Raw genomic sequence first — 15,532 nt, 5'->3', positions numbered from 1 at the left:
GAAACGGCGGGTGGATTGAGGGCCTGGGGAAGGATGTGAGCGTGGAGGCTCGACTGGGAGGTGCGAGCTGGGAACTGGGCTTAAAGCGGGATCGGCAGCTTGAGTGGAGACAAGCCGCTGGCGCGGCAACCAACGCAGCTTTGGGCGTCCCTTCCTCGAATCAAAAGGCGCGGCCTGAACATCCGCGCCTTGCTGTTGTCTTTGCTATCAATCGAGACCGCCGCCCTCCAAGGAAGTGATCAGTCGAAGGCGGTAAACCTCTCAGTGATGCCCTCGTGCAGCCGCCACCATATCGCGCAAAAGGTCTTCGCGGCGCACGCCCTGGCGATAAAGCTCCATGGTAATGGCAGCGAGCCGGTTGGTCTCCTCCTGGTCGTCATCAGGGCAGATTTCGGCCCGCAGCCGCTCGAACACCTGCTGGCACTTTGCCAGATCCTCAGAATTCAAGGGGTCGTCGCTCGGCCTCTTCTCACTTCTGATCATTGGTACTCCTCATCATCGGCATTACGAATCACCGTTGGCGCCCATTGGGCGGGCAGCCTTACGCATCAACAACACGGCGATATTCTGTCTGGTTGGGGTGGTGGACGAACGACGGTGCCGCCTTGCGCAGCACCTTGGATCGTGATGTTCGCGATACGCTAGAGGGTGGGCCCGAGGCCCCTGGCCGCAAAAAATCGCTCCCGTCGCGCAGGCCAACACGCGCCGCCCTGGCGGCTTACGACAACGTCAACAGATGAAACATGCATGACCCTACTCCCGTCGGCCCTCATAACGATCGGGCCGGCTTTCGGTTCCCCATCTAAACCTCAAAATCTGATCGTCATGCGAGATCGATCAGAGATGGAAGGTTCCGGACGCGACCTTCACAGCCTGCCCGCCAATGCGTGCGCGCGCAATTGAACTCTCCTTCACATCCATGTGCAGATGAATGAAGGACGGGCGCCCCATCTCGACGCCCTGTTCGATCAGCACCGGATGGTGGCCATCCGGAAGCGCGTCGAAATGATGGATGGCGCCGGCAAGGGCTGCGGCTGCCGCACCGGTTGCGGGATCTTCAGAAATTCCCATATCGGGTGAAAACATCCGCGCATGAAAACGGGCAGCATGATGCACGCCGCCGCGACAATAGGCATAGACGGAGGCAAGCCTGCCCTCGACCAGCGGGGCCGCGCGCTCCCACAACATACCGTCGAATTCGATGCCTTCAACGGTCGCAAGATTGTGCAGCGGGACCATCAGGAACGGCACGCCGGCGCTCCACACCGACGGCACATGGTTCTCAAAACCGAGATCGCCGGGCTTGACGCCGAGCGCATCGGCAAGCCCCTGCCGGTCGAGACCGAGCTGGACGCGCTGGGGCATGCGCGGCAGATCGAATTCGGCAAAACTTGCCTCGCCGGAGGTAAGCCGCACCGCGCAGCGCACCGGCCCGACATTTTCTTCCAGCACGCAGACGAGATCGAGATCCGGCCGCTCGTCCGCATGGTTCCGCTCGGCAATGGCGATGGCAGCACCCACGGTCGGATGGCCGGCAAACGGCAGTTCACGCGTCGGCGTAAAAATGCGCAGCTTTGCCGCGTGGGCGGGGTTGCCGGCGGTCTGGACGAAGACCGTTTCCGACAGATTGGTCTCGCGCGCCAGCGCCTGCAACTCGCCATCCGTCATCGCATCGGCGCCGAACACAACCGCCAGAGGGTTTCCGGCAAGCCGGGTATCGGTGAACACGTCATAGACGGCGTAAGTGAGAGCCAAGGGAACCTCCTGTCCTTCGCAAACCGATGCAGCGCACCGGGAAGATGGGCGACAAACTGCCCGAGACAATACGGACCATCAACCGTTGAATTTTACCGTCCCGAGAAAATCGGGAAAAATACTGCCGACAGTTTCGTTTCCGTCAAAGCCGCCAGCCGCTGCGCAACACCACGCGCACCCGTTCTCCCGGCTTCAGAAGGCGGCGGCTGAAGGCGCGCAAGCCCTGTCCATCGCCCAGAAGCAGCCGCAACGCATACCGTTCGCCCTCGAAAACGCATGCATCCACCACCGTATCGAGCCCCTCGTCGGAAATCACCACATCCTGCGGGCGCACCAGTATCTCGGCCTTAAGGCTTCCCGGTTGCGGATAAAAGCAGGCCTGCAGCGCCGGCCAGTCCATCTGGCGCGGCATCGGTTCGCGCCACGGCAGCGACAGGATCGCCCCCTGCCCGATCAAACCGCCGACCAGCCGACCCTGCGGCCGCGCATAGATTTCATCGGGCGATGCCATCTGCAGCAGCTTGCCGTCCGCCATCACGGCAACGTCTGTCGCCAGCGCCATGGCTTCCGCCTGATCATGCGTCACATAGATCATCGTGGCACGCGAGCGGGCGTGAAATTCGCGAAACGTTTCTTCCATCTCCTGACGTAGGTGACGGTCGAGATTGGCGAGCGGCTCGTCCAGCAGCACCACATCAGGCTCCGTGACGAGGCACCGGGCCAGCGCCACGCGCTGGCGCTGGCCGCCGGAGAGGTCGGCCGGACGACGGTCCGCATAGGTTTCGAGACGCACGGCGGCCAAAGCCTCGCGCACTTTAGCTGAGCGCCGTTCGCCCGTGATGCCACGCACTTTGAGCGGATAACCGACATTATCAGCCACACTCATATGCGGCCAGAGCGCGTAGGACTGGAAGACCATCGCCATGTTGCGCCGCTCGGGCGCCACCATGGACGATGCATCGGCCAGCACCCGTTCGCCGAGCAGGATCGCGCCATCCGTCGGCTGTTCGAAGCCGGCGATCATGCGCAGCACCGTCGTTTTGCCGCAGCCGGAGGGGCCGAGCAGCGCCAGAAACCCGCCTTCGCGGATGGTGAGCGAGACATCGTCAACCGCGGCCCGCCCGGTGCCAAAATCCTTCGACAGGCGGTTGAGGATCAGCTTCGCCATGGCACCACTCCCTTGGGCAGATGTTTGGCCAGAAGTTCGAGCAGCAGCATCATGGCCACCACCAGAACGACGACCAGAACCGAAAGCGCAGAGGCGAGGTTGAAACTGCCGCTGTCATCGAGATTGTAGATGGCAACACCCAGCGTCTGCGTACCGGCAGACCAGAGGAGCGCCGAGACGGTCAGTTCATTGCAGGCGATGAGGAACACCAGAATGACGGCGGCACCGGCGGCCGGCGCCACCAGCGGCACCAGAATATCGCGCAGGCGCTGGTAAAAACCGGCGCCCGACAGGCGGGCCGCTTCTTCCAGTGAAGGATCGAGCTGGCGAAAGGCGCTGGCAATGGGGCGCAAGCTGACGGCGAGAAAACTGGAGAGATAGGCAAAGAACAGGATCCAGATCGTGCCGTAGATCGACACGCCGACAAGTGGCAGCGGGGCGGCAAACAGAAGGATGCAGGCAACCGCGAGAACAATGCCCGGCAGCGCATAGGGAATATCGGCAAGGGCCGACACGAGGGCTGCCACGCGCCGGCTGGCGCGGGCAACGAAATAGCCCATCAGCACCGTCACCAGCAGCAGGCCGAAGGCGGTTGCAAGTGACAGCACGATGGAATTCTGAAAAGCCGTGCGCGTCACCGACTGGCGCAGCAGCACTTCCTCATAGGCATGCAGGGTAAACGTCTTCAGCGTCAGTGGCACGCCGTAAGCGGGAGACAGCGAACTTGCCACAAGCGCTGCGAAAGGCAGGACCAGAATGACCACCAGCACCAGCCAGAGCAGCGCCTCCGAGACCAGCCGCCACTTGCGCAGTTCAAACACCGCCGAGCGGCCGGACAGCCCGATGATACGGTAGTCCCTGCCCTTCAGCACCCGCTCCTCGACCAGCAGGCCCGCCACCGACAAAAGTGCGATGAAACCTGAAAGCAGCGAGATATCGCCAAAGGTGCTCGGCCCAAAACTTGCAAACTTCGCATAAATCAGCGTCGGCAGCGTGTAGATCGAGGCGGGAATGCCGAGAATGGCGGGAATGCCGAAATTGCCGACGCCGGAGACGAAGGCCATGGCGGCACCCGCCGCAAAACCCGGCAGTGCTAAGGGAAGGATGATATGCGCCAGCACCTGCAAGGCCGACGCACCCGAAAGCCGTGCCGCCTCCACGGCATCGCGCGGCAGCGCAAGCAAGCCGGCCCTCAGCGCCAGATAAACCAGCGGCGCATTCTGCACCCCGAGCAGCAGCGCAATGCCGCCGATCGAATAGAGCGGCTGCGGCGTGCCGATGGGGGGCGCCATGCCGATTGCCTTCAACAGCGTGCTGGAGGGGCCGGTGAGCCCCAACCAGGAAAGTGCCGTCACCTGGGGCGGGATCATCATCGGCAGCATGAACAGGAAGCCCAGCAGCGTGCGGGCGCGAATATCAAACAGCGTTAGCAGCAGCGCAAAACCGCCGCCGAGCAGCACCGCGACCAGCATGCCGAGGAAGGAGGTGATGAGCGTATTCCACAGCGCCTGCCAGAGAGCAGGATCGGCAAGCAGCCCATCGCCGCCGCCCTTCACCAGCGACAGGATGCCGGTCACGGCAAGCCTGCCCAGCGGCAGAACGCTCAACAGAAACAGCATGATGAGAACGAACGAAAACAGCCAGCGGGGCTGGCTGTTTGACGTGTTACGCAAAAGGGGCATCGGGAACCTGGAAATCAGCCGTTACCGCCAAAGATCTCGGAAAAGGTCTTCAAGTCCTTATCGGTATCCTTCAGCGCATCGGAGGCCTTGAGCGGCATGACCTTGATCGTATTACGAGCCGGGAAGCCTGCGGGAACAGCCATGCCGTTGCGCGCCGGGATATAACCGAGCTTCAGGAAACCGTCCTGGCCCTTTTCCGACAGCACGTAATCGACGAACTTTTTCGCCGCATCGGCATGTTTGGTGGCGCTCATGATGGCGACCGGTTCGGTGACGGCCGAGACGCCTTCCGAGGGGAAAACGAATTCGATGGGCGCGCCCTTGGCCTTCTCGCGGATCGGCATGTAATCGACGACAACGCCATAGGCCTTTTCACCGGTGGCGACGGATTTCAGCACCGCGCCATTGCCGCCGGCGGCAGTCGCGCCATTTTCCTTCAGCGCGCGGTAATAATCCCAGCCGAGGGCCGGATTAGCGGTGAGCGTCTGGGCATGAATGAGGGCGGCACCCGACGTCAACGGGCTTGGCATGGCCACAAGCCCCTTGGCCTCCGGCTTTGCCAGATCCTTCCAGCTCGTCGGTTTCATCGCGGCCTGCGTGTTGTACATGATGCCGGTGGTGATGAGCTTTGTGGAATAATAATAGCCATCGGCATCGTAGAGCGAGGCATCATAAGCCTTTGCTTCCGGCGAGACATACGCCATCAGCCGCTTGTCCTGCTTCAGGCGCTCGAGCGTGACAGTGTCGGCAATCAGCAGCACGTCGGCCACCGGATTTCCGGCCTCGATCTCAGCCATCAGCTTGGCCATGATCTTCGTCGTTCCGTCTCGCACCCATTCGACTTCGACGCCGGGATTTGCCGCCTTGAAACCATCCACGGTTGCCTGGGCATCTTCGTTCGGCTGGCTGGTATAGATGACGAGGTCGGCGGCATTGGCGGAAACGGCAAGTGCGCCAAAGGCAACAAGGGCGGAAACAGCAGAGACAAATCTCTTCATGGCAGCAATCCTTCTCTAAGACGATTGCTGTCGCTAGACCACGTGTGTCTAACAGAGGTGTGACAAAGTCAGAACTCGCGCAAAAGACACAGGAGATCAGTCGATCAATTTCGCCAGCAGGACGGTTTGCTGCGTCTCCCTGACGTGCTGCCAACCCTGCTTTTGATAGAACGGAACAGCGTCCGGCGCGGCGTAGACCTCCAGCCGCCTGATGCCCCGCGCACTGGCAAAAGTCTCCACCGCGCGCATCATCGTCCTGCCGAAACCTTGGCCCTGGAGTTGAGGGATGATCGCGACGAGCCGTACGATGCCGACATCCTCTGCATCATCTGAAACATCAAGGCGCGCTGTTCCGGCGGGAACGCCGTCAACGCTGAACAGCAGTGGGAAGTGTCCTTGCCTGTGCTCGTCCGGATGGACTTCGTCATAGAAGTCCAAGCCCCGCAGCTCAAAAAGCACATGCCGGCGGATGCCGTGATAGGCTTTCCAACCCTCTTCGTCTTCAGCCTGTAACAAGCGCAGGGTCGTTGTCATGGGGAACCCCGGACCGACATGCCGTCACAGACGGGCAAGAAGCTCGGTCTTCTTGGCGGAAAACTCTTCGTCGGTCAGGATGCCGGCCTCGCGAAGACTTGCGAGCTTTTCGATGAGGCCGATGATTTCAGCGGCATCCTTGGGGCCTGTGGCGGCGACGGGTGCAGACGCCGGAGAGGCTTGCCAAGCGCTGTCGCCAGCCGGGGCCGGAGCGAAGGGTAATGCCGCCTGCTGCTGCAGCGGCTGAACCGGCGGGGCCGCTGACGGCTGCACGACAGAGGGCGACCACTCCACCGGCTGCTGAAGGGGCTCGGGGAGTTCGTCGGCGCGTCTCAGGCTCGACACCGAAAACGAGCCATACTGGCTGGAAAAGGTAAGCCCGGTATTGCTGCCCTGCTGCTGGCCGACGCCGGAGATAAAATGATCGCCGGTATCGTAGTGGGTCACGCCGCCCAAATCCTTGATTGCCAGGCGGCGGTGGGCGGGAAAGATTGCATAGGCGCTGTCGTTCTGCGCGCCGGCGCTTGAGGGCGAGCCGAGGTCCTGCGGCCACCAGACGCTCGCACCAACGGCCTCTGCCGGAAGAGCAATACGGCCTGCGGCAAGTGCCTGCGACAGCGCGTTGCAAAGACTGTCGACGGTGTTTTTCAGGCCATAATTGAACATGTCGCCGACCATGGTCATGCCGCCCATCATCCACTGGCCGCCGCCGCCGAGTTCACTGATGTTGAACTGCGCCATGGTGCCCTGCCCGCGCTGAACCGCCATCAGCATGGCAAGAACCGCATCCTCGCTGAGGCCATACTGGCGGGCAAGATCCGCAATCACGCGGCGCGTCTGGTCTGTCAGGCCCTGCATGCGATGATGTCTCCGCCAAATGTCTCGGCCGCCGATACGGCCATGCTCCTGGCCTTCATGGCACAGCAGAGGCTGGAAAGCGACGGCAATCAGGAGATCATGGGGATCTTGCCGCATGATGACACGTTTGGCGAGAAGGCCGGCAGCACCAGACAATGGCAGGGGCGCAAGACACAGCCACCCTGTCGGCAAAAAAGCGCCGCCCCCTGTTATCAAGAGGGCGGCGCTTTCGAAAATGACGGACGGCTGAAATCAGGCGGCCTTGGCTTCGGCGTTGCGGATCAGGCGGCCGAGGCGCTGGATGCCCTCCTCGATCATCGTTTCGTTGGCGCAGGAGAAGGAGAGACGCAGCGTATTGGCGCCCGAGCGATCGGCAAAAAACGCCTGCCCCGGCACGAAAGCGACCTTTTCCGTTTCGATGGAGCGCGCCAGAAGCTCGGCACCATCAAGCCCTGCCGGCAGCGTCACCCAGACGAACATGCCGCCTTCCGGCTTCGTCCAGCTGGTGCTGGCCGGCATGAAACGGGCAAGCGCCGAGAGCATGGCATCGCGACGCGCGCTGTAGGCCGCACCGATCTTTGCCACCTGAGCGTCGAAGATGCGCTCGGCAACATTGGCAATGGCGATCTGGTTGATGGTGGAGGAATGCAGATCTGCCGCCTGCTTCATCAGCACCAGCTTGCGGATGACCGACATGTTGGCGACGACGAAGCCGACGCGCAGGCCCGGCGCCAGCGTTTTCGAAAAGCTACCGGAATAGATGGTGCGGGTGTTTTCGATGCCGCCCTTGGCCGCGATATCGAGCGCCAGGATCGGCGGGATGGGCTCGCCATTATACCGCAGCGACTGGTAGGCACCGTCTTCGATGACGGCAATATCCAGCTCTTCGGCGAGTTCCAGAACCTTTTTGCGGCCTTCGAGATCCACCGTTTCGCCGGTCGGGTTGGAGAAATCCGCCGAGAGATAGGCAAATTTCACCGCGCCGCCGAGGCTTGCCGCCGTTTCGCGGTAGGCATCGGGCGTGCGATTGCCGCCCGGCGTCAGCTGGTCATAGTTCGGTTCATAGGCGTTGAACGCCTGCAGCGCGCCAAGATAGGTCGGCCAGGTCACGAGCGCCGTATCCTTCGGCGACAGGAACAGCTTGCCGAGATAATCCAGCGCCTGCTGCGATCCCGACGTGATGAAGACGTTATCCACCGTGCAGTCGATGCCGATCTTTTGCATCTCACCGACCAGCCATTCGCGCAGCGGCTTGTAGCCTTCGCTCACCGAATACTGCAGCGCTGCGTTCACCTGCGGGCTCGAAAAGATCTCCGCATAGGCATCCTTGAACGCCACATCCGGAAACAGCGCTGGGTCGGGAATGCCGCCGGCAAACGAAATGATGTCCGGCCGCTCCAGCAGCTTCAGCAGTTCGCGGATTTCGGAGGCGCGCATGCGCGAGGAGCGCGTCGCAAAGATATGATCCCAATCAAGCACGGATGTTTCCTCTTATTACGTTTCTTCTGGCATCTGCATTACACAAGTTCCGATAGGTCAGCAATACTGACTTATCGAATTTTGGTACGGCGATGGCAGTTTCGCCATGCCTTTGCGGGTTTTTGAAGGTGCCGCCGCCAAAGTTCGACAACATGCAAATCCCCCGGAGCCAACCGGATCCGGGGGATTAAAAACAATGCCGGCACCGAAGGTCCAGCCGGGACAACCGTCAGGCTCTCAGAAACGCAGCGACCATCCAGCCTTGACGCCATGGGCCGCATCTCCGTCACCGAACTGGCCGTCATAACTCACCGAGATGGTGCTGGCCGGGGTTGGCGCGAAGGAAACGCCGAGACCGACGACGGCACTGTCACGCGCAGGTTTTGCACCGGCGATATTGAAACCGTCGCCACCGGACACGAAAGCCATCTCGCTGTTGGCATTGCTGGCACCGAATGCATGGCGCCAACCGGCATGAGCATTGAGCGCGCCCTCCACCGTTCCCACCGTCGGCAGCGCCCAGGCCAGGCGCACACCGAGTGTCGAATACAGGGTGTCGTCTGTCAGGTCATTGCTGGACAAAGCCGAGGCACCGCCCTGTTCGGTAAACCCGTCGCGATCGTAATGCACGAAGGTCAGATTTCCAAACGGCTGCCAGCGAACATCGCCCTCAGACACAAGCGTGCTGACTTCACCGAATGCCTGAAGCGACTGCGCGTCATAATCGGCCGTCAGCCGATCGTTCACCGTGCCGAGTGCGACGGTGCGGGCGGTATCGATGGTCCGAAGCGTATAGGCGCTACCAAAACTGAAGCGAAGGGCATCAACCGTCGTGGCTGCCGAAAGGCCGAGGTAATAGCTGTCGGCCTCGGAAGATCCGGTATCGGAATTGCCACTGACGCGGTCGCGGCCGATGGCGGCTGCAAGCCCCACATCCCAGGTATCAGCAAAGGCGCCATTGACGCCGAACGCAAGGCCGCGGCCGGTATCGGTCGTGCCCGGTCCTAGATCGCGTCCGTCCCGCTCGCCGCGCCGTCCGAAACCGCTCATCCAGACGCTGCCGTCCCCGGATGCCTTGCGAACTTCGCCCGAAGCCGGCGACAGCGACCCCGAACCGCCCAGGTTGGACAGCATGAGATTGCTGAACAGCAGATCGGATTCGATATGCCCACCGACCTCAGCGGAATGGATGGCACCGGACAGCTGATCGAATGCCGAAGCGGTCGTTGCCCCCGTGCTCCAGAGGAGATCATTATAAAGCGCGGAAGAGGAACCGAGGCTGTCGATTGCACGGGCAACCGAGCGCGCATTGGTGTTTTCGGCGATCGCAGCAAAGTTTGCCCCGCCATTGCTCAGCTCATAGCCGAGCGTAACGCTTGATGTATTGTAGTTGACGTCAAGATCGATGAAGGTCCAGGGGTCGCGAAGACTGGTAAAGGATCCGGTGACGGTACCGCTGCCGGTCAAGGTGATAAGCTCGTAGACCGTGGTCAAAGGATTGGCCACCCGCAGGTTCGCCACAGACAGGGTCGTATCCGCAGCAATGCTGACATCGCCGCTGACGACGATATTGTCGCTGAGGCCTGATGTGGTGAGATCCGCCACATAGGTGGAACCGCTGAGGAAATTCAGGTCGCCATAAACATACAGGGTGCCGGGCGAATGGCCAGGCGCAACGGAGCCGCCATCACCAATCGTCAGATCACCGACACTGCCGGTGCCGCTTAACTGCACACCAGTTCCGACAAGAAATTCCGCAGAGCGCAAGTCGCCATCCACGATCACATTGCCGCCCGTCAGCGAGACGAGGCCGGAATAAAGGCTGGTGCCATCAAGGGTCAGCACGCCGGTCCCGGTTGCCGCAACCGTGTCAAAACCCTGGTATTGGGCGGTGTCGCCGATATCCGAGGCATCCAGCGTCGTGGCGTTTGCAAAGTCCAGCTGCAGGGTGGCATCGCCGGACGCCACGACATTGCCGGTAATGCTGGAGCCGTCCTTGAGGACCAGACGGCTGGTATCGGCAGTGAACGAGACGGCATTGCCACCGCTGGCGGTGATGGTGCCGCTGTTGGTCAGCGTTACCGAATCGCCGGTGAGGGCAACACCTGTCCCGGCTGTGGATGTGACGGTGCCGGTGTTATCGACAGAAATCGAGCCATCATCCGTTTCGGCTGTGATGCCGCTCGCACCTGAAATGCCACCTGCATTCTCAACGGTTATATCGCCGGCAACGGCGGACATCTGCAGGCCGATCGTCGCTCCTATGATCTGGCCCGTCGCGGTGTTTTCGACAGTGAGCGTGCCATCATCGGTGTAGAGATCCGCCCCGAAATCAGCGCCCTGCAGCAACCCCGAATTGGTGAGGCTGGCATTTCCGATTGTTGCCGCAAGAATTGTCCCTGCCCTGGCCGATGAGATGGCAGAGCCGGAGTTGATGATCTCGATATTGCCGACCGCCGCAGACCACGCGTAGAGCGCTCTTTGCGTCTGGGAGGTCAGTGCGCCGGAATTCTCGGCATAGATATTGCCGTTCCATTGCACCATGCGAATGCCTTCCTGATAGGCATCGATATCCCCGCTGTTGATGACGGAAACCAGCGTCTGTCCGGTTGAATTGTAGCCGCCATCGGCATAGATGCCGCGTTCGCTGCTCGAGGACAAATCGCCTGTATTGGTAATGGAGACGCTGCCGTCATTCGTCGTTGCCGAAATCGCCGAACTGCCGGTGGAGGTGATCTCCGCTCCGCTGCTGATGGTGATGTCGCCACCCGTCTGCGCACGCACCCATAACCCGCCGAAGCCGCCCGTATTGACGATGGTGACGGTCGGATCAAGCGTGACATTGATGCTCTCAACCCGCATGACCGGCGCGACATTGATGCCGCCATAGTCCGGCGTGTTGATGCTGGTATTGCTGACGGAGAGCGTCAGTACTCCAAAGACATCCGTGTCGGCGTCGAGCGGAAAGAAGTCGATCTTGTTGTCGCTGCCTGAAATCGTCAGCCCATCGACGCTGAGCGACACGTCGCCCTGATTCGGCTTCACAACAACACCGGTGTTGTCGCACTTGATTTCGGCCGCATCCCCCGTCACGGTGCATGCGGCAAAAGCCGGATCGGCCAGACCAACCATTCCCAGAACCGTTGTTGCTCCCAGGAGCCCGGCAAAGGCCGTATGGCCCAGCAAACAGTTCCTGCGGCGCTGCAACCTGAAATTCCCCCTCATGTCTCCGCCCCTCCCTTTGAGTCTTTGTGCTGATTTGAAATCACCATACAAATATCGGTAGGTCGCGCATTACCAGAAACGCGTCAGGTTTTATTTTTTTCGGGAAATCTCAGTAGCTGTCACCTCAGCGCAACTAGAAATTCGGAGGATATCCAATTTCCGGGATATCCTGCCCTCGATAAAGCCTCTGATGCTTCGATCGATACTGTCGATTCTGCACAGATGATGGGGGAACACAGAAAAATATCGGCGGGATCTCTTTTTCGATACTGCACTGCAGCACAAAAATCCAAAACGATACCATGCCGGCACTGCGACACCCGCATCGACTACATCCGCTCCGCCTGGAGCTTCCCCTTCGGATAACTGCACGCCTTTCGTGTGCCAATCGGTGAAAGCACGAAGGCCGGACGTTTTCACGTCCGGCCCCGAAGTCACGCAAAAATGTGGTGTGGCCCCGCCGCAAGGCAGGGCGCGGCGTACAAAGCTTAGTTGACGGCCTTGTCGACCAGCTTGTTCTTGCCGATCCAGGGCATCATGGCGCGAAGCTTTGTGCCGACTTCCTCGATCTGGTGGCTGTCGTTCAAGCGGCGGATGCCCTTGAAGCGGGCGCCGCCGGCGCGGTATTCCTGCATCCAGTCAGACGTGAACTTGCCGGTCTGGATGTCGGTGAGAACGCGCTTCATTTCGGCCTTGGTTTCTGCCGTGATGATGCGCGGGCCGGTGACGTATTCGCCCCATTCCGCCGTGTTGGAGATCGAGTAGTTCATGTTGGCGATGCCGCCTTCATAGATCAGGTCAACGATGAGCTTTACTTCGTGCAGGCACTCGAAATAGGCCATTTCCGGCGCATAACCGCCTTCGACCAGGGTTTCGAAGCCGGCGCGGATCAGCTCGACGAGACCGCCGCAGAGAACGACCTGTTCGCCGAAGAGGTCGGTTTCGCACTCTTCCTTGAAGGAGGTTTCGATAATGCCCGAACGGCCACCGCCAACGCCGCAGGCGTAGGAAAGTGCCAGTTCCAGCGCATTGCCCGAACCGTTCTGGTGAACGGCAACGAGGCAAGGCACACCGCCGCCCTTCTGGTATTCGCCGCGAACCGTGTGGCCCGGGCCCTTCGGCGCGATCATGACGACGTCGACCGAAGCCTTCGGCTCGATGAGGCCGAAGTGAACGTTGAGGCCGTGGGCAAACGCGATGGCTGCGCCGTCGCGGATGTTGCCAGCGATGTCAGCCTTGTAGATGTCGGCCTGCAGTTCGTCAGGGGTCGCCATCATCAGAAGGTCTGCCCAGGCAGCAGCTTCGGCAACCGTCATCACCTTGAAGCCATCAGCTTCAGCCTTCTTGATGGTCGGCGAGCCGGCCTTCAGCGCGATGACGACGCCAGTTGCGCCCGAATCCTTCAGGTTCAGCGCGTGCGCGCGACCCTGAGAACCGTAGCCGACGATGACGACGTTCTTGGACTTGATGAGGTTGAGATCAGCATCCCGATCGTAATAGACGCGCATTGTAGTGTCCTTCCCTATGCGGTGTTGTTGTGCGGTTAAGTCATCAGCCGAACGCGCCGGTCAGGCATGTTCGGTATCCGGTGCCACGCCGTAAAGCTGCAGGAAGGCGTCCACCGCCCGTGCTGCCTGGCGTGCATTGTCCTTGAGCCCCGGTTCGCCGAGCAGCATGCGCACATGCAGGTCCGAAACAACGAGGCCATAAAGTGTGTGATAGGCGCTGTCGGCATCGGCAAAACGCAACAGCCCTGCCCGGCGTCCAGCTTCCATCAGGCCGATAGCGCGCCGGTCGATCTGGCGCCGGCCGTGCTCGATCAGAAGACGACCGAGCTTGGAGCCCTCGCGGCTTGCCTGACCAATGGCCAGACGGTTGAGCGCCAGCGACACGTCGCCCGACAGAACCTCCAGAAGATCGCGGCCAAAGGTTTCGAGATTCTCGCGCAGGAGATCGACCGTCAGGCGGGCCGCCCCGCGCTCGAAGGTGCGCACCTTGGCGGCCTGAAATGCAATCATCGCGGCCAGCAGGCCGTCGCGATCGCCGAACCATTTGTAGAGGCTTTCCTTGGAGCAATTGGCCGCGCGCGCGAGGCCCGATGTGGTCAACGCCTTTTCGCCGCCTTCCACGAGAAGCTTCAACGCCTGTTCCAGAACAGCGTTCTGGCGCGGTGAAAACTCCGGGATTTCTGGCAGTTCAGCGGACACGATCAGACCCTCCAACAAGTACCGTACGGTACGGTTCTGGGTTCTAGCGTGCAGCCGCATCAAGGTCAAGAGGCCGATGCAAGGGCTCTTTAAAAAATCTGCGGAAGGGTTCGGTGACCGAGAATACGCAGCAAACGGGGCCACCGCGTCCATAACTTCCAGCGTCAGCCGGCGAGATCCGAAGCATCGAAGCGGCGGCGGGCATCGCGCACGGCGGAATGGTTCTGGGCGGCCCAGTTCATCATTTTCGACAGCGGATCAAACATCGATCGGCCAAGCTGGGTCATGGCATATTCGACACTTGGGGGCTTCGTCGGATAAACGGTGCGATCAATATAGCCGTCGCGCTGCAGGTCGCGCAGCGTCTGGGTCAACATGCGCTGGGAAATATCGGGCACCAGGCGGCGCAACTCCCCAAACCGGTAAGGCTTTTCCGAAAGCGCCAGCAAAAGCAGGCTCGACCATTTTCCGGAAATCTGGCTCATCACGTCGCGCACCGGGCAGTTGGTGGCGTCCCACCGCGAAATCTGGCTTTCCGCATCCGATGGCAGCAGGTTGGCCGGCGTTCTCTGGTCCATGCGAGGTGGTTCCCTTCAGGTAACGATCACCCGGAAAAATGCCTTCTTTACACCAGCGCGTCAATTCCTATTCTATAGCTACTCTCAATTTGAGAGCAACAATTGCGGTGGCTAAACCGTCACCAAGGGGCAAGGAATATCCCATGACGAAAATCCTCGTAACCGGCGCATCGGGTCATCTCGGCGGCGCCGTCATCGCTCACCTTCTGAAGGATGGCAAGGTTGCCGCCTCAGACATCATTGCAGCCAGCCGCAGCCCGGCCAAGCTTTCCGCCCTCGCCGATCAGGGCGTCGAAACGCGGGCGGCGGATTTTGACGATGCGGCAAGCCTCGAAGCCGCCTTTGCCGGCGTCGACCGCGTGCTGCTGATCTCCACCGACGAACTGGCCTCGCCCGGCAAGCGGCTGGCGCAGCACAAGGCAGCCGTTGATGCCGCCGCAAAGGCTGGCGTCGGCCACATCCTCTACACCTCGATGCCGAACCCGGACAAATCACTGGTGTCCTTCGCACCCGATCATCTCGGCACCGAAGAGGCGATCAAGGCCAGCGGCCTCGCCTACACGATCATCCGCAATTCCTGGTACATCGACAATTATTTCATGGGCATGCCGCACAATCTGCAGGCGGGAATGTGGTTCACCTCCACCGGCGAAGGCCGCGTGCCCAACATCTCCCGCGATGACTGCGCAGCCGCTGCGGCCGCTGCCGTTGCCAACCCGCCGGCCGGCAATGTGACGCTGACACTGACCGGCGCCGAACTTTTGAACGCCGAAGAGATCGCCGCTGCCGTTTCCAAGGCCGCCGGCAAACCGCTGAAAGTGGTGCAGGTGACTGATGAGCAGCTGGCCGAAGGCGTCGCCGGTGCCGGCATGCCGCCTTTCGTGGTGGATCTCGTGGTCTCCACGGACGCCAATATCCGTGCCGGCAATTTCGAAGTGCTGACGGATGTGTTTGAAACGCTAACCGGGCGCAAGCCGCAGTCGGTTGCTGATTTCTTCGAGGAGAACAAGGCAGCACTCGGCTGAGTGCCGACCCCATTTTTCCGGTC

The 15,532-nt window shown here is 61.0% G+C and carries 13 protein-coding genes; 1 reads left to right on the top strand and 12 read right to left on the bottom strand.

Translation table 11 applies throughout. The features are described from left to right. Positions 1 to 261: 261 nt before the first annotated feature. The 12 genes from AC4CWH_RS05485 to AC4CWH_RS05430 form a co-directional block, all read right to left on the bottom strand. Entirely contained in the window at positions 262 to 483 is a 222-nt protein-coding gene (locus AC4CWH_RS05485; RefSeq protein ID WP_491284653.1) for a hypothetical protein, read from the bottom strand. Between the two features lie 354 nt (positions 484 to 837). Further along, entirely contained in the window at positions 838 to 1,755 is a 918-nt protein-coding gene (locus AC4CWH_RS05480) for a PhzF family phenazine biosynthesis protein (protein ID WP_491320731.1), read from the bottom strand. A 142-nt stretch (positions 1,756 to 1,897) separates the two neighbouring features. Next, a complete protein-coding gene (locus tag AC4CWH_RS05475) occupies positions 1,898 to 2,923 on the bottom strand; it encodes an ABC transporter ATP-binding protein (RefSeq protein ID WP_491320730.1) in 1,026 nt (341 codons plus the stop codon). Then, positions 2,911 to 4,605, bottom strand: a complete 1,695-nt coding sequence (locus AC4CWH_RS05470; protein WP_491320729.1) for an ABC transporter permease — start codon at positions 4,603 to 4,605, stop codon at positions 2,911 to 2,913. Before AC4CWH_RS05470 ends, AC4CWH_RS05475 begins: the two co-directional genes overlap by 13 nt. A gap of 14 nt (positions 4,606 to 4,619) precedes the next feature. Next, on the bottom strand, positions 4,620 to 5,603 hold the full coding sequence (locus tag AC4CWH_RS05465; protein WP_491320728.1) for an ABC transporter substrate-binding protein: 984 nt from the start codon (positions 5,601 to 5,603) through the stop codon (positions 4,620 to 4,622). 96 nt (positions 5,604 to 5,699) lie between these two features. After that, the gene (locus AC4CWH_RS05460) at positions 5,700 to 6,137 is read right to left on the bottom strand and encodes a GNAT family N-acetyltransferase (RefSeq protein WP_491320727.1); all 438 of its coding nucleotides are present in this window, start codon (positions 6,135 to 6,137) and stop codon (positions 5,700 to 5,702) included. 24 nt (positions 6,138 to 6,161) lie between these two features. Continuing rightward, positions 6,162 to 6,995 carry an SHOCT domain-containing protein gene (locus tag AC4CWH_RS05455; protein ID WP_491320726.1) on the bottom strand — a complete coding sequence of 278 codons (834 nt, stop codon included), beginning with the start codon at positions 6,993 to 6,995 and terminating at the stop codon, positions 6,162 to 6,164. A 252-nt stretch (positions 6,996 to 7,247) separates the two neighbouring features. After that, positions 7,248 to 8,474, bottom strand: a complete 1,227-nt coding sequence (locus tag AC4CWH_RS05450; RefSeq protein ID WP_491320725.1) for an aminotransferase-like domain-containing protein — start codon at positions 8,472 to 8,474, stop codon at positions 7,248 to 7,250. A gap of 237 nt (positions 8,475 to 8,711) precedes the next feature. Further along, positions 8,712 to 11,606, bottom strand: coding sequence for an autotransporter outer membrane beta-barrel domain-containing protein (locus AC4CWH_RS05445; RefSeq protein ID WP_491320724.1), 2,895 nt, complete (start codon positions 11,604 to 11,606; stop codon positions 8,712 to 8,714). A gap of 581 nt (positions 11,607 to 12,187) precedes the next feature. Then, positions 12,188 to 13,207, bottom strand: coding sequence for a ketol-acid reductoisomerase (gene ilvC, locus AC4CWH_RS05440; protein WP_491284636.1), 1,020 nt, complete (start codon positions 13,205 to 13,207; stop codon positions 12,188 to 12,190). A gap of 60 nt (positions 13,208 to 13,267) precedes the next feature. Continuing rightward, on the bottom strand, positions 13,268 to 13,906 hold the full coding sequence (locus AC4CWH_RS05435) for a TetR/AcrR family transcriptional regulator C-terminal domain-containing protein (RefSeq protein WP_491284635.1): 639 nt from the start codon (positions 13,904 to 13,906) through the stop codon (positions 13,268 to 13,270). A 164-nt stretch (positions 13,907 to 14,070) separates the two neighbouring features. After that, a complete protein-coding gene (locus AC4CWH_RS05430; protein WP_491284633.1) occupies positions 14,071 to 14,484 on the bottom strand; it encodes a winged helix-turn-helix transcriptional regulator in 414 nt (137 codons plus the stop codon). Between the two features lie 143 nt (positions 14,485 to 14,627). Between AC4CWH_RS05430 and AC4CWH_RS05425 the strand changes: the two genes are divergently transcribed. Beyond that, the gene (locus AC4CWH_RS05425; protein ID WP_491284632.1) at positions 14,628 to 15,509 is read left to right on the top strand and encodes an SDR family oxidoreductase; all 882 of its coding nucleotides are present in this window, start codon (positions 14,628 to 14,630) and stop codon (positions 15,507 to 15,509) included. Positions 15,510 to 15,532 lie beyond the last annotated feature (23 nt).

The organism is Neorhizobium sp. PAMB6716 (assembly GCF_058242805.1).
Note: the sequence above shows the minus strand (reverse complement) of the source record. Positions and strands in the feature narration are given on the sequence as shown.

Coding starts and splice junctions, on each gene's coding strand:
- AC4CWH_RS05470 (WP_491320729.1), bottom strand. CDS start 4,605: ATGCCCCTTTTGCGTAACACGTCAAACAGCCAGCCCCGCTGGCTGTTT.
- AC4CWH_RS05475 (WP_491320730.1), bottom strand. CDS start 2,923: ATGGCGAAGCTGATCCTCAACCGCCTGTCGAAGGATTTTGGCACCGGG.
- ilvC (WP_491284636.1), bottom strand. CDS start 13,207: ATGCGCGTCTATTACGATCGGGATGCTGATCTCAACCTCATCAAGTCC.
- AC4CWH_RS05485 (WP_491284653.1), bottom strand. CDS start 483: ATGATCAGAAGTGAGAAGAGGCCGAGCGACGACCCCTTGAATTCTGAG.
- AC4CWH_RS05460 (WP_491320727.1), bottom strand. CDS start 6,137: ATGACAACGACCCTGCGCTTGTTACAGGCTGAAGACGAAGAGGGTTGG.
- AC4CWH_RS05445 (WP_491320724.1), bottom strand. CDS start 11,606: ATGGTTGGTCTGGCCGATCCGGCTTTTGCCGCATGCACCGTGACGGGG.
- AC4CWH_RS05425 (WP_491284632.1), top strand. CDS start 14,628: ATGACGAAAATCCTCGTAACCGGCGCATCGGGTCATCTCGGCGGCGCC.
- AC4CWH_RS05455 (WP_491320726.1), bottom strand. CDS start 6,995: ATGCAGGGCCTGACAGACCAGACGCGCCGCGTGATTGCGGATCTTGCC.
- AC4CWH_RS05465 (WP_491320728.1), bottom strand. CDS start 5,603: ATGAAGAGATTTGTCTCTGCTGTTTCCGCCCTTGTTGCCTTTGGCGCA.
- AC4CWH_RS05430 (WP_491284633.1), bottom strand. CDS start 14,484: ATGGACCAGAGAACGCCGGCCAACCTGCTGCCATCGGATGCGGAAAGC.